At 58.8% G+C, this 12,691-nt stretch carries 12 protein-coding genes; 7 read left to right on the top strand and 5 right to left on the bottom strand.

The window, feature by feature from the left end; all coding sequences use genetic code 11:
• Positions 1-71 precede the first annotated feature (71 nt).
• Positions 72-1,328: an NADP-dependent isocitrate dehydrogenase gene (gene icd / locus GV818_RS14450; protein WP_161757457.1), complete on the top strand. Its 1,257-nt coding sequence runs from the start codon at positions 72-74 to the stop codon at positions 1,326-1,328.
• 79 nt (positions 1,329-1,407) lie between these two features.
• Here icd and cspD read toward each other — a convergent pair whose 3' ends face one another.
• Complete coding sequence (gene cspD, locus GV818_RS14445; RefSeq protein WP_161757458.1) at positions 1,408-1,665, bottom strand: cold shock domain-containing protein CspD; 258 nt, start codon at positions 1,663-1,665, stop codon at positions 1,408-1,410.
• A 224-nt stretch (positions 1,666-1,889) separates the two neighbouring features.
• Here cspD and clpS point away from each other — a divergent pair, with 224 nt between their 5' ends.
• Positions 1,890-2,252, top strand: coding sequence for an ATP-dependent Clp protease adapter ClpS (gene clpS, locus GV818_RS14440; RefSeq protein ID WP_011062173.1), 363 nt, complete (start codon positions 1,890-1,892; stop codon positions 2,250-2,252).
• 29 nt (positions 2,253-2,281) lie between these two features.
• On the top strand, positions 2,282-4,552 hold the full coding sequence (clpA, locus tag GV818_RS14435; protein WP_161757459.1) for an ATP-dependent Clp protease ATP-binding subunit ClpA: 2,271 nt from the start codon (positions 2,282-2,284) through the stop codon (positions 4,550-4,552).
• A 209-nt stretch (positions 4,553-4,761) separates the two neighbouring features.
• On the opposite strand, the gene infA is transcribed toward clpA, so the two are convergent.
• The 4 genes from infA to trxB all read right to left on the bottom strand — a co-directional run bounded on the left by infA (position 4,762) and on the right by trxB (position 7,550).
• Positions 4,762-4,980: a translation initiation factor IF-1 gene (infA, locus tag GV818_RS14430; protein ID WP_002553999.1), complete on the bottom strand. Its 219-nt coding sequence runs from the start codon at positions 4,978-4,980 to the stop codon at positions 4,762-4,764.
• Positions 4,981-5,080: 100 nt separating this feature from the next.
• Entirely contained in the window at positions 5,081-5,788 is a 708-nt protein-coding gene (locus tag GV818_RS14425; RefSeq protein ID WP_161757460.1) for an arginyltransferase, read from the bottom strand.
• Positions 5,789-5,846: 58 nt separating this feature from the next.
• Positions 5,847-6,527, bottom strand: a complete 681-nt coding sequence (gene aat / locus GV818_RS14420) for a leucyl/phenylalanyl-tRNA--protein transferase (protein ID WP_161757461.1) — start codon at positions 6,525-6,527, stop codon at positions 5,847-5,849.
• A 72-nt stretch (positions 6,528-6,599) separates the two neighbouring features.
• Positions 6,600-7,550, bottom strand: coding sequence for a thioredoxin-disulfide reductase (gene trxB / locus GV818_RS14415; protein ID WP_161776865.1), 951 nt, complete (start codon positions 7,548-7,550; stop codon positions 6,600-6,602).
• Between the two features lie 295 nt (positions 7,551-7,845).
• Here trxB and GV818_RS14410 point away from each other — a divergent pair, with 295 nt between their 5' ends.
• The 4 genes from GV818_RS14410 (at position 7,846) to crcB (ending at position 12,676) form a co-directional block, all read left to right on the top strand.
• On the top strand, positions 7,846-10,254 hold the full coding sequence (locus tag GV818_RS14410) for a DNA translocase FtsK (protein WP_161757463.1): 2,409 nt from the start codon (positions 7,846-7,848) through the stop codon (positions 10,252-10,254).
• 68 nt (positions 10,255-10,322) lie between these two features.
• Positions 10,323-10,946, top strand: coding sequence for an outer membrane lipoprotein chaperone LolA (lolA, locus tag GV818_RS14405; protein ID WP_161776864.1), 624 nt, complete (start codon positions 10,323-10,325; stop codon positions 10,944-10,946).
• 33 nt (positions 10,947-10,979) lie between these two features.
• The gene (locus tag GV818_RS14400; RefSeq protein WP_161757465.1) at positions 10,980-12,305 is read left to right on the top strand and encodes a replication-associated recombination protein A; all 1,326 of its coding nucleotides are present in this window, start codon (positions 10,980-10,982) and stop codon (positions 12,303-12,305) included.
• On the top strand, positions 12,302-12,676 hold the full coding sequence (crcB, locus tag GV818_RS14395) for a fluoride efflux transporter CrcB (protein ID WP_161757466.1): 375 nt from the start codon (positions 12,302-12,304) through the stop codon (positions 12,674-12,676). The genes GV818_RS14400 and crcB overlap by 4 nt, the downstream gene beginning before the upstream one ends.
• Positions 12,677-12,691 lie beyond the last annotated feature (15 nt).

The raw sequence follows: 12,691 nt of genomic DNA, 5'->3' as shown, positions 1-12,691 counted from the left end.
GTTCCCGTCCAGATTCAACTGGGGTACGCTCGAACGCAGCCAGATGTTCAATCCACACAACGGAGTTCAGCATGGGATACAAGAAGATTCAGGTTCCAGCAGTCGGCGACAAAATCACCGTCAACGCAGACCATTCTCTCAATGTTCCTAACAACCCGATTATTCCTTTCATCGAAGGCGACGGTATTGGCGTTGATATCAGCCCGGTCATGATCAAGGTTGTCGATGCTGCGGTTAAGAAGGCTTACGGCGGCGAACGCAAAATTTCCTGGATGGAAGTGTATGCCGGGGAAAAAGCGACTCAAGTGTACGACCAGGACACCTGGCTTCCTCAGGAAACCCTGGACGCGGTAAAGGATTACGTGGTTTCCATCAAGGGCCCATTGACCACTCCGGTCGGTGGTGGCATTCGTTCCCTGAACGTGGCCCTGCGTCAACAACTCGACCTGTATGTGTGCCTGCGTCCGGTGCGCTGGTTTGACGGCGTGCCTAGCCCGGTGAAGAAGCCAGGCGATGTGGACATGACCATCTTCCGTGAGAACTCCGAAGACATTTACGCTGGCATCGAGTGGAAAGCCGGTTCGGCTGAAGCCACCAAGGTCATCAAGTTCCTTAAAGAAGAAATGGGCGTCACCAAGATCCGTTTCGACGAAAACTGCGGCATCGGCGTCAAGCCGGTTTCCCTGCAGGGCACCAAGCGTCTGGCGCGCAAGGCGCTGCAATATGTAGTGGATAACGATCGCGACTCGCTGACCATTGTGCACAAAGGCAACATCATGAAGTTCACCGAAGGTGCCTTCAAAGAGTGGGCCTATGAAGTGGCGGCCGAAGAGTTCGGCGCGACCCTGTTGGACGGCGGTCCGTGGATGCAGTTCAAGAACCCGAAAACTGGCAAGAACGTCATCGTCAAGGATGCCATCGCTGATGCCATGCTCCAGCAGATCCTGCTGCGGCCGGCGGAATACGATGTGATCGCTACCCTCAATCTCAACGGTGACTACCTGTCTGACGCCCTGGCGGCGGAAGTGGGCGGTATCGGTATCGCGCCAGGTGCCAACCTGTCCGACACCATCGCAATGTTCGAGGCCACTCACGGTACCGCGCCCAAGTATGCGGGCAAGGACCAGGTAAACCCGGGCTCGCTGATTCTTTCGGCTGAGATGATGCTGCGTCACATGGGCTGGACCGAAGCTGCGGACCTGATCATCAAGGGCACCAATGGCGCCATCTCGGCCAAGACCGTGACCTATGACTTCGAGCGTCTGATGGATGGCGCGACCCTGCTGTCTTCGTCGGCATTCGGCGATGCACTGATCTCGCACATGTAAGCTGATTCACGAGCAAAGCAAACCGGCCGACTCAATCCCTTGAGTCGGCCGGTTTTTTTATGACTGGATGTTGGGTAAATCAGCTCAGTGCGCTTTCATGCTGGGTCTCTGGGGTGAGGATTTCACCGGGGACTTTCAGGGCGCTGATCTTGATCGCGTGCAGCCCCTTGGGGCCTTGGATGATCTCGAAGCTCACAGCCTGTCCGGCTTTCAAGGTCTTGTAGCCATCCATGTCGATGGCTGAGTAATGGGCAAACAAATCATCACTCTTGCCCTCCTCATTAATAAAGCCATATCCCTTGGCATTGTTGAACCACTTGACCTTACCGCTAGCCATACTCATATCCCTCTGCAACAGACTCCATCACTGGAGTATCATCCAGTTCATCCGCCATCAAACTTAGTAAAAAGGTTGACGCCGCGGACGTTTATTACCCAATGTGGGCCCTATTGGTTGTAACACCGTTTTGCCGATAGTCAAGGTGACCCGGCGGTCGGAGTTGAATTCCATCCAGGGCGCCCCCACCACTGTATTTGCACAACTGACGAACCTTTCTTTCCATGCATGCAATCAGCCAGATTCGACTAACATTCAATCAGGATCGCCCGGACTTGCACGACGACGATTCCGCTGGCTTGGCTGTACAGGAGGCCAAGCCCGCGTTACAGGCACCGCCAATGTACAAGGTGGTTTTGTTCAACGATGACTACACCCCGATGGATTTCGTCGTCGAAGTGCTCGAGATGTTTTTTAACCTGAATCGCGAGCTGGCGACCAAGGTCATGCTGGCCGTCCATACCGAAGGGCGGGCAGTGTGTGGATTGTTTACCCGCGACATCGCCGAGACCAAGGCCATGCAGGTCAACCAGTACGCCCGGGAAAGCCAGCATCCGCTACTCTGTGAAATCGAGAAGGACGGTTAACGCCGACCACTTGGGTATGAGGTGAAGCTATGTTAAACCGCGAGCTCGAAGTCACCCTCAATCTCGCCTTCAAGGAGGCCCGTTCGAAGCGTCATGAATTCATGACCGTCGAGCACCTTCTGTTGGCTCTTTTGGATAATGAGGCCGCCGCCACTGTTTTACGTGCCTGCGGAGCAAACCTCGACAAACTCAAGCATGACCTGCAGGAGTTCATCGACTCCACCACGCCATTGATTCCCGTGCATGACGAGGATCGCGAGACTCAGCCAACCCTGGGTTTCCAGCGTGTACTGCAGCGTGCTGTCTTTCACGTACAGAGCTCGGGCAAGCGTGAAGTCACCGGCGCCAATGTGCTGGTGGCAATTTTCAGTGAGCAAGAGAGTCAGGCGGTGTTCCTGCTGAAACAGCAGAGCGTTGCCCGTATCGACGTGGTCAATTATATCGCTCATGGCATCTCCAAGGTGCCTGGGCATGGTGATCATTCTGAAGGTGAGCAGGATATGCAGGACGAAGAAGGCGGTGAGCCGTCTTCTTCCAGTAATCCTCTGGATGCCTATGCCAGCAACCTCAATGAGCTGGCCCGTCAAGGGCGCATTGATCCGCTGGTAGGTCGCGAGCAGGAGGTCGAGCGCGTTGCCCAGATCCTCGCTCGTCGGCGCAAGAACAACCCGCTGTTGGTGGGGGAGGCCGGTGTCGGCAAGACTGCGATTGCCGAAGGTTTGGCCAAGCGCATTGTCGACAATCAAGTACCGGACCTGCTGATCAATAGCGTTGTCTATTCCCTCGATCTTGGGGCCTTGCTGGCGGGTACCAAATACCGCGGCGACTTCGAGAAGCGCTTCAAGGCGTTGTTGGGCGAGTTGAAGAAGCGCCCTCAGGCGATTCTGTTCATAGATGAAATCCACACCATCATTGGTGCCGGTGCGGCATCTGGTGGGGTGATGGATGCCTCTAATCTGCTCAAGCCGCTGCTGTCTTCGGGTGATATCCGTTGCATCGGCTCGACCACGTTCCAGGAGTTCCGCGGTATCTTTGAGAAGGATCGGGCCCTGGCTCGGCGCTTCCAGAAGGTCGACGTGTCCGAGCCTTCGGTCGAGGACACCATCGGTATCCTGCGTGGTCTCAAGGGGCGCTTCGAGCAGCATCACGGTATCGAATACAGTGATGAAGCCCTGCGCGCCGCTGCGGAGCTGGCTTCGCGCTATATCAATGACCGGCATATGCCAGACAAGGCCATCGACGTCATCGATGAGGCGGGTGCCTATCAGCGTCTGCAGCCGGTGGAGAAGCGCGTGAAGCGCATCGAGGTGGCTCAGGTCGAGGACATCGTGGCAAAAATTGCCCGTATTCCGCCGAAGCATGTCACCAGTTCCGACAAAGAGCTGCTGCGTAATCTTGAGCGCGATCTCAAGCTGACCGTGTTCGGTCAGGATGCGGCGATCGATTCGCTGTCCACGGCGATCAAGTTGTCCCGTGCAGGCCTGAAGTCACCGGACAAACCAGTCGGTTCCTTCCTGTTCGCCGGTCCTACTGGTGTCGGCAAGACCGAGGCGGCGCGGCAGTTGGCCAAGGCCATGGGGATCGAGCTGGTACGCTTCGACATGTCCGAGTACATGGAGCGGCACACCGTCTCGCGCCTGATCGGTGCGCCTCCCGGCTATGTCGGTTTCGACCAGGGCGGCTTGCTGACCGAGGCCATCACCAAGCAGCCGCATTGCGTATTGCTGCTCGATGAAATCGAGAAGGCGCATCCGGAAGTCTTCAACCTGCTGCTGCAGGTAATGGATCACGGCACCCTGACCGACAACAACGGGCGCAAGGCGGATTTCCGCAACGTGATCGTCATCATGACCACCAACGCCGGTGCTGAAACCGCGGCGCGAGCCTCCATTGGTTTCACTCATCAAGATCACTCTTCCGATGCCATGGAAGTGATCAAGAAGAGCTTCACGCCGGAGTTCCGCAACCGTCTGGACACCATTATCCAGTTTGGTCGCCTGAGTCACGAAGTGATCAAGAGCGTGGTGGACAAGTTTCTTACCGAGCTTCAGGCGCAGCTGGAAGACAAGCGCGTGCAGCTGGAAGTGACCGATGCCGCTCGCAGCTGGCTGGCCGCTGGTGGTTACGATGTGGCCATGGGCGCACGTCCGATGGCGCGCTTGATCCAGGACAAGATCAAGCGTCCACTGGCTGAGGAGATCCTGTTTGGCGAGTTGTCCGATCATGGCGGTGTGGTACACATCGACATCAAGGATGGCGAGTTGACCTTCGACTTCGAAACCACGGCGGAAATGGCTTGAAGGTCGCGTAATGCTGTACAGCCAAAGGCACCGAAAGGTGCCTTTGTGCTATCTGGGGTTGGTGATTTGAGTGTGCGGCTTGCTGGCGAAGAGGCATTCAAGCTCGGCGCCTTTTTTGAGCGGCGCTTTTGCTGGCAAGCCAATTTCGGAGGTTTTTTTCGAGACGAACAAAAACGCCCGGCATAACCGGGCGTCTTGTATTGACTTGATTAGCGAGCGCGGTAAGTGATGCGCCCTTTGCTCAAGTCATAGGGCGTCAGCTCGACGCGCACTTTGTCACCGGTAAGAATACGAATGTAGTTCTTGCGCATCTTGCCGGAAATATGCGCGGTTACGACGTGCCCATTTTCCAACTCCACACGAAACATGGTGTTGGGCAGGGTGTCGACGACAGTGCCTTCCATTTCGAAGCTGTCTTCTTTCGACATGCAGTAAAGCCCTCGGTGTCCAATGAATGGCCCGGTGCAACTGCGCCAGGCAAAAGCGGCGTGCATTGTGCCCGAAAAATGGGGTTCAAGCCAAGACCTTCTAGTTGAGGATCACCCATCTCTGGTTAACCAGCAGCTCTATAGGGCGATATTGGGTCTTGTAGTTCATCTTTTTGCAGTTCTTGATCCAGTAGCCGAGGTACACCGCATCCAGTCCCAGGCGCAGGGTTTCGCCAATTTGCCAGAGAATCGCGTAGCGCCCCAAGCTGCGGCGCTCTTCGTCGGGTTCATAGAAGGTGTAGACCGCCGAAAGGCCATTGGGCAGCAGGTCGGTGACCGCTACCGCGAGCAAGCGGCCGTCCAGGCGGAACTCGTAGAAGCGCGAGAACGGCAGGTCGCGTACCAGAAAGGTCGAGAATTGGTCGCGGCTGGGCGGGAACATGTCGCCGTCGGCGTGGCGTTGCTCGATGTAGCGTTGGTACAGGTCGAAGTATTCTTCGCTGAAGCCGGGTTTGGCCGCATGTACGCTCAAGTCGCTGTTGCGTTTTACAATGCGTTTTTGCTGGCGATTGGCCAAGAACTGGGCCACAGGAATGCGTGCCGGTACGCAAGCGTTGCAGTTCTGGCAATGCGGCCGGTACAGGTGATCACCGCTGCGACGAAACCCCATCTCCGACAGATCTGCGTAGACATGCACGTCCATGGGCTGGCTAGGATCGAGAAACAGGGTGGTTGCCTGTTCATCGGGCAGGTAGCTGCAAGAGTGGGGTTGAGTCGCATAAAACTTCAGGCGCGCTAACTCGGTCATGAGTCAACCCTCGGAGTAAGCTTTGCAATTAAGTGTAAGCCACAGCCGTCAAGCCCGCCTAGGAAACCCATATGGCACGGCTCTGTTGATCCAGATGACGCTTAAGGTAGTCGGCGAATTCCACGCGGGAAATGGACCGGGCTCCCAGGCTGTGTAGGTGTTCGGTAGGCATCTGGCAGTCGATCAAGACAAATCCCCATTCCTTCAGCCGCTCCACCAGGGTGGCAAAACCGAACTTCGAGGCATTGTCGGCGCGGCTGAACATCGATTCGCCGAAGAACAGCTGCCCCATGGCCAAGCCATACAGGCCGCCCACCAGCACGCCCTGATCCCAGACTTCCACGGAGTGAGCATGGCCGCGCTGATGCAGTTGCAGATAGGCCTGTTGCATGGCCTCGCTGATCCAGGTGCCATCGGCATAGGCTCGGGGTGCTGCGCAGGCGCTGATGACCGCAGCGAAATCCTGATCGAAGGTCACTTGGTAGCGCTGTTGGCGCAACAGTTTGCCCAGGCTGCGAGAGACATGCAGTTCGTCAGGAAGTAGCACGGTGCGTGGGTCAGGGGACCACCAGAGGATCGGCTGGCCCTCGGAGAACCAGGGGAAGCAGCCGTGACGATAAGCCTGGATCAAGCGATCGGCAGACAAATCACCGCCCGCAGCCAGCAGGCCGTTGGGCTCGCGCATGGCTTTTTCCAGTGGCGGGAAGTCGAGTGTGTTGCGTTGTAACCAGGTCAGCATGGCATCCAGACTTGTGGCGGGGGAGGGCGGTGGCGAGCCATTGACGGCCCGCCACAAGCGTAGGGCGAGGGCTTAGTTGTCGTCGAGGTATTTTTCTGCGTCCAGGGCGGCCATGCAGCCGGCACCTGCAGAAGTAATGGCCTGGCGGTAGACATGATCGGCCACATCGCCAGCAGCGAACACGCCTTCGATGCCGGTGGCCGTGGCATTGCCCTCGCTGCCACCCTTGACCAGCAGGTAGCCGTCGCGCATTGGCAGTTGTCCCTGGAACAAGTCGGTATTGGGCTTGTGGCCAATGGCGATAAACACCCCGGCCAGCGCCAGGTCGGTGGTTTCACCGCTGGTAGTGTCCTTGAGTCGGGCTCCGGTCACGCCACTGGCATCCCCCAGCACTTCCTCCAGATGCTGGTTCCAGTGCAGGCGAATGTTGCCATTGGCGGCTTTGTCGAACAGCTTGTCCTGAAGGATCTTCTCCGCCCGTAGTTTGTCGCGGCGGTGCACCAGATGGACCTCCTTGGCGATGTTGGCCAGGTACAGCGCTTCTTCAACGGCGGTGTTGCCGCCGCCGATCACGGCCACCACCTGGTTGCGATAAAAGAAACCGTCACAGGTGGCGCAGGCCGAGACGCCTTTGCCGGCAAAGGCTTCTTCGGAGGGCAGGCCCAGATACTGCGCTGAGGCGCCTGTGGCAATGATCAGCGCATCACAGCTATAGGTGCCGCTGTCGCCGATGAGGATAAACGGCCGCTGCTGCAACTGTGCGGTGTGAATGTGGTCATAAACGATCTGGGTATCGAAGCGCTCGGCGTGTTTCTGCATGCGTTCCATCAGTACCGGGCCGGTCAGTCCTTCGACATCCCCTGGCCAGTTATCAACTTCGATGGTGGTGGTCAGTTGGCCGCCTGCTTGCAAGCCGGTGATAAGTGTCGGTTTGAGGTTGGCGCGGGCGGCATAAACAGCGGCGCTGTAACCGGCCGGGCCGGAGCCCAGAATGATCAGGCGTGAATGCTTCGCATCGTTCATGAAAACTCCTCATAAGCCTTTGTCACAAAAGAGAATGCATGCTCCAATTAAGCAGTGCGTAACAGCTAAATAGCTATGCTAGGCAGACTGTTCTGACGTGGCATGCCGTGAACAAACCCGTACAATGCGACGATGTAACCGGTTTATTCAGAATTGCACTGTTTCAGAAGCAAGGGGCAGAGTGTTAAAAGTAGCCCCAGTTACGCCGGTCAACTTTATTTACCTGCTCGGATTGAGCAGTATCTTGTAGTCAATCACCCGTTGGACGCGCCCATGGCGCAGGAAAAGACGCGTTTTGAAGAAATCCACCGCAGCACCTAAACCTGTTGTTCCGCTCTGGCGTCAACAATTGCACTACCGGCTCAGGGAAGGTGCGTTGATCGCCATTGGAGCCCTGTGCCTGTTCTTGATGATGGCTCTTCTGACCTACGGTAAAGATGATCCGGGTTGGAGTCATAACAGCAAGATAGAGGATGTACAGAACTTCGGTGGTCCCGCCGGTTCTTACAGCGCCGATATCCTATTTATGGTGTTGGGTTACTTCGCCTATATCTTCCCTCTGTTATTGGCGGTCAAGACCTACCAGATCTTCCGTCAGCGGCATGAACCCTGGCAGTGGAGTGGCTGGCTGTTTTCCTGGCGGCTGATCGGCCTGGTGTTCCTGGTGTTGTCCGGTGCCGCGCTGGCGCACATCCATTTCCATGCGGCCACCGGCTTGCCGGCCGGTGCGGGCGGGGCACTGGGCGAAAGCCTGGGCGACCTGGCCAGGAACGCGCTGAACATCCAGGGCAGCACCCTGATGTTCATTGCCCTATTCCTGTTTGGCCTGACGGTGTTCACCGACTTGTCCTGGTTCAAGGTGATGGACGTCACCGGCAAGATCACCCTCGATCTGTTCGAGCTGTTCCAGGGCGCCGCCAATCGTTGGTGGGATGCTCGCGTGGAGCGCAAGCAACTGATGGTGCAACTGCGCGAGGTGGATGCCCGGGTCGATGAGGTCGCGCCGTCGAGCGTTGCCGACAAGCGTGAGCAGGCCAAGGTCAAGGAGCGCCTGATCGAGCGCGAGCAGGCTCTGAGCAAGCATATGTCGGAGCGCGAGAAGCAGGTGCCGCCGGTGATCACCCCGATTGCCACCAAGCCGCCGGAGCCAAGCAAGCGCGTGCAGAAAGAGAAGCAAGCGCCGTTGTTCATCGACAGCGCCGTGGAAGGCACCTTGCCACCGATCTCGATTCTCGACCCGGCGGAAAAGAAACAGCTGAATTATTCCCCCGAGTCCCTGGCGGCTGTTGGCCACCTGTTGGAAATCAAGCTCAAGGAATTCGGGGTCGAGGTGTCGGTGGACTCCATCCACCCGGGCCCGGTGATCACCCGTTACGAAATCCAGCCTGCGGCAGGGGTGAAGGTCAGTCGTATCTCCAACCTGGCCAAGGACCTGGCCCGCTCCCTGGCCGTGACCAGCGTGCGGGTGGTGGAAGTGATTCCTGGCAAGACCACCGTAGGTATCGAGATTCCCAACGAAGACCGGCAGATCGTGCGCTTCTCCGAGGTCCTTTCGACTCCGGAATACGATAACTTCAAGTCCCCGGTGACTCTGGCCCTGGGGCATGACATTGGTGGCCGGCCGGTGATTACCGACCTGGCGAAGATGCCGCACCTGCTGGTGGCCGGTACCACCGGTTCCGGTAAGTCGGTGGGGGTCAACGCGATGATCCTGTCGATCCTGTTCAAGTCCGGCCCGGAAGACGCCAAGCTGATCATGATCGACCCGAAGATGCTCGAACTGTCGATCTACGAAGGCATTCCGCACCTGCTGTGCCCGGTAGTGACCGACATGAAGGACGCCGCCAACGCCCTGCGCTGGAGCGTGGCGGAGATGGAGCGGCGCTACAAGCTGATGGCCAAGATGGGCGTGCGTAACCTGTCGGGCTTCAACGCCAAGGTCAAGGAAGCCCAGGACGCCGGCACACCGCTGACCGACCCGCTGTACAACCGCGAAAGCATCCACGACGAAGCGCCGCTGTTGAGCAAGCTGCCGACCATCGTGGTGGTGGTGGACGAATTCGCCGACATGATGATGATCGTCGGCAAGAAGGTCGAAGAGCTGATCGCGCGTATCGCGCAGAAAGCCCGTGCTGCCGGCATCCACTTGATCCTCGCGACCCAGCGGCCGTCGGTGGACGTGATCACCGGCCTGATCAAGGCCAACATTCCGACCCGCATGGCGTTCCAGGTGTCGAGCAAGATCGACTCACGGACCATCATCGACCAGGGCGGCGCCGAGCAACTGCTGGGCCACGGTGACATGCTCTACATGCCGCCAGGCACCAGCCTGCCGATCCGCGTACACGGTGCCTTCGTCTCCGACGATGAAGTGCACCGGGTAGTGGAAGCCTGGAAACTGCGCGGCGCGCCTGAATACAACGACGACATCCTCAACGGTGTCGAAGAGGCGGGCAGCGGTTTTGATGGCGGCAGTGGCGGTGGTGATGGCGATGATGCCGAAACCGACGCGCTCTACGATGAAGCCGTGCAGTTCGTTCTGGAGAGCCGTCGGGCGTCGATCTCTGCCGTGCAGCGCAAGTTGAAAATCGGCTACAACCGCGCCGCGCGGATGATCGAGGCCATGGAAATGGCCGGCGTGGTCACCTCGATGAACACCAACGGCTCCCGCGAAGTGCTGGCGCCGGGCCCCATGCGCGACTGATCCCTGTTTCGATACCCGCGACGTGATCACACGTCGCTCGCACACCCATTCACTTTATGAGGAATTCCATGCGCCTGATTCGCATGTTGCTACTGCCGGTATTGGCTATGACCACTTTGTCGGCCCATGCCGACCCGAAAGACGTAGCGCGCCTGACCCAGTTGCTGGAAAAATCCCAGACCCTGACCGCACGTTTCTCCCAGCTGACCCTCGACGGCGGCGGCACCCAGTTGCAGGAAACCGCCGGCGAGATGTCGCTGCAGCGTCCTGGCCTGTTCTACTGGCACACCGATGCACCACAAGAGCAACTGATGGTCTCCGATGGCCAGAAAGTCTCGCTGTGGGACCCGGACCTGGAGCAAGTGACCATCAAGAAGCTCGACCAGCGCCTGACCCAGACCCCTGCGCTGCTGTTGTCCGGTGACGTGTCGAAGATCAGCGAAAGCTTCGATATCACTTCCAAGGAGGCCGGTGGCGTGATGGACTTCACCCTCAAGCCGAAAACCAAGGACACCCTGTTCGACAGCCTGCGCCTGTCGTTCCGCAACGGCATGATCAACGACATGCAACTGATCGACAGTGTCGGCCAGCGCACCAATATCCTGTTCACTGGGGTCAAGGCCAACGAGCCGATCCCGGCGTCCAAGTTCAAGTTCGACATCCCCAAGGGTGCCGATGTGATCCAAGAGTAAAAATCTGTAGCCGCGAGGTTTCGAAGGTAGTCCATGGACCTGTTTCGTAGTGCCCCGATCGCCCAGCCCTTGGCTGCGCGTTTGCGTGCCGCCAATCTGGATGAGTACGTCGGCCAGCAGCACCTGCTGGCCCGGGGCAAGCCGCTGCGCGAAGCCCTGGAGCAGGGCGCTTTGCATTCGATGATCTTCTGGGGCCCGCCCGGGGTCGGCAAGACCACCCTGGCGCGGCTGTTGGCGGAAGTCTCGGACGCGCACTTCGAAACCGTTTCGGCGGTATTGGCCGGGGTCAAGGAGATCCGTCAGGCGGTGGAAATCGCCAAGCAGCAGGCCGGGCAATACGGTCGGCGGACCATTCTCTTCGTCGACGAAGTGCACCGCTTCAACAAGTCGCAACAGGACGCCTTCCTGCCTTACGTGGAAGACGGCACGCTGATCTTCATCGGTGCCACCACGGAAAACCCCTCGTTTGAATTGAACAACGCCTTGCTCTCCCGGGCTCGGGTCTACGTGCTCAAGAGCCTGGATGAAACGGCCCTGGGAACCCTGGTGCAGCGCGCCTTGAGTGAGGAGCGTGGCCTGGGCAAGCGTCAACTGAGCCTTAGCGACGAAGGCTTCCAGATGCTGCTGTCGGCGGCCGATGGCGATGGCCGGCGCATGCTCAACCTGCTGGAAAACGCCTCGGACCTGGCGGAAGACGGCGGCGAGATCGGCGTCGACCTGCTGCAAAGCCTGTTGGGGGATACCCGTCGGCGCTTCGACAAGGGCGGCGAAGCCTTCTACGACCAGATCTCCGCGCTGCACAAGTCGGTGCGCGGCTCCAACCCCGATGGCGCGCTGTACTGGTTCGCGCGCATGCTCGACGGCGGCTGTGATCCGCTGTACCTGGCCCGGCGCGTGGTGCGCATGGCCAGCGAAGACATTGGCAACGCCGACCCTCGTGCCCTGAGCCTGTGCCTGGCGGCCTGGGACGTGCAGGAACGCCTGGGCAGCCCCGAAGGCGAGCTGGCGGTGGCCCAGGCGATCACCTACCTGGCCTGCGCGCCGAAAAGCAACGCCGTGTACATGGGCTTCAAGGCCGCTATGCGCGCCGCTGCCGAGCACGGCTCCCTGGAAGTGCCGATCCATCTGCGCAACGCCCCGACCAAGCTGATGAAGCAGTTAGGTTACGGCGACGAATATCGCTATGCCCACGATGAGCCGGATGCCTACGCCGCCGGCGAAGACTACTTTCCCGAAGAGCTCGAACCCCTGGCCCTCTACCAGCCGGTGCCCCGAGGCCTGGAGTTGAAGATCGGCGAGAAGCTCAAGCACCTCGCGGCCCTTGACCGGGCCAGCCCCATCCGGCGGAGAAAACCTTGATCCCGTTGATCCTTGCAGTCTCCGCCGGCGGCATCGCCGGCACCCTGTTGCGCTTTGCCACCGGCAACTGGATCAACGCCAATTGGCCGCGGCACTTCTATACCGCGACGCTGGCCGTTAATATCGTGGGCTGCCTGCTGATCGGCGTGTTGTACGGACTGTTCCTGATTCGTCCGGAAGTGCCGATCGAAGTGCGTGCCGGATTGATAGTGGGCTTCCTCGGTGGCCTGACGACTTTTTCATCCTTTTCACTGGATACCGTGCGTCTGCTGGAAAGCGGACAAGTGGCGCTGGCCCTGGGCTATGCGGCACTGAGTGTATTCGGCGGGCTGCTTGCTACCTGGGCCGGCCTGTCCTTGACCAAACTTTGATAAACGAGAGAACGA

The sequence above is a fragment of the Pseudomonas sp. Fl4BN1 genome (assembly GCF_009908285.1).
Classification (GTDB): domain Bacteria; phylum Pseudomonadota; class Gammaproteobacteria; order Pseudomonadales; family Pseudomonadaceae; genus Aquipseudomonas.
This window is presented reverse-complemented; position numbering and strand designations above follow the sequence as displayed.

Coding starts and splice junctions, on each gene's coding strand:
- clpA (WP_161757459.1), top strand. CDS start 2,282: ATGTTAAACCGCGAGCTCGAAGTCACCCTCAATCTCGCCTTCAAGGAG.
- clpS (WP_011062173.1), top strand. CDS start 1,890: ATGCATGCAATCAGCCAGATTCGACTAACATTCAATCAGGATCGCCCG.
- GV818_RS14400 (WP_161757465.1), top strand. CDS start 10,980: ATGGACCTGTTTCGTAGTGCCCCGATCGCCCAGCCCTTGGCTGCGCGT.
- infA (WP_002553999.1), bottom strand. CDS start 4,980: ATGTCGAAAGAAGACAGCTTCGAAATGGAAGGCACTGTCGTCGACACC.
- cspD (WP_161757458.1), bottom strand. CDS start 1,665: ATGGCTAGCGGTAAGGTCAAGTGGTTCAACAATGCCAAGGGATATGGC.
- trxB (WP_161776865.1), bottom strand. CDS start 7,550: ATGAACGATGCGAAGCATTCACGCCTGATCATTCTGGGCTCCGGCCCG.
- GV818_RS14425 (WP_161757460.1), bottom strand. CDS start 5,788: ATGACCGAGTTAGCGCGCCTGAAGTTTTATGCGACTCAACCCCACTCT.
- icd (WP_161757457.1), top strand. CDS start 72: ATGGGATACAAGAAGATTCAGGTTCCAGCAGTCGGCGACAAAATCACC.
- aat (WP_161757461.1), bottom strand. CDS start 6,527: ATGCTGACCTGGTTACAACGCAACACACTCGACTTCCCGCCACTGGAA.
- lolA (WP_161776864.1), top strand. CDS start 10,323: ATGCGCCTGATTCGCATGTTGCTACTGCCGGTATTGGCTATGACCACT.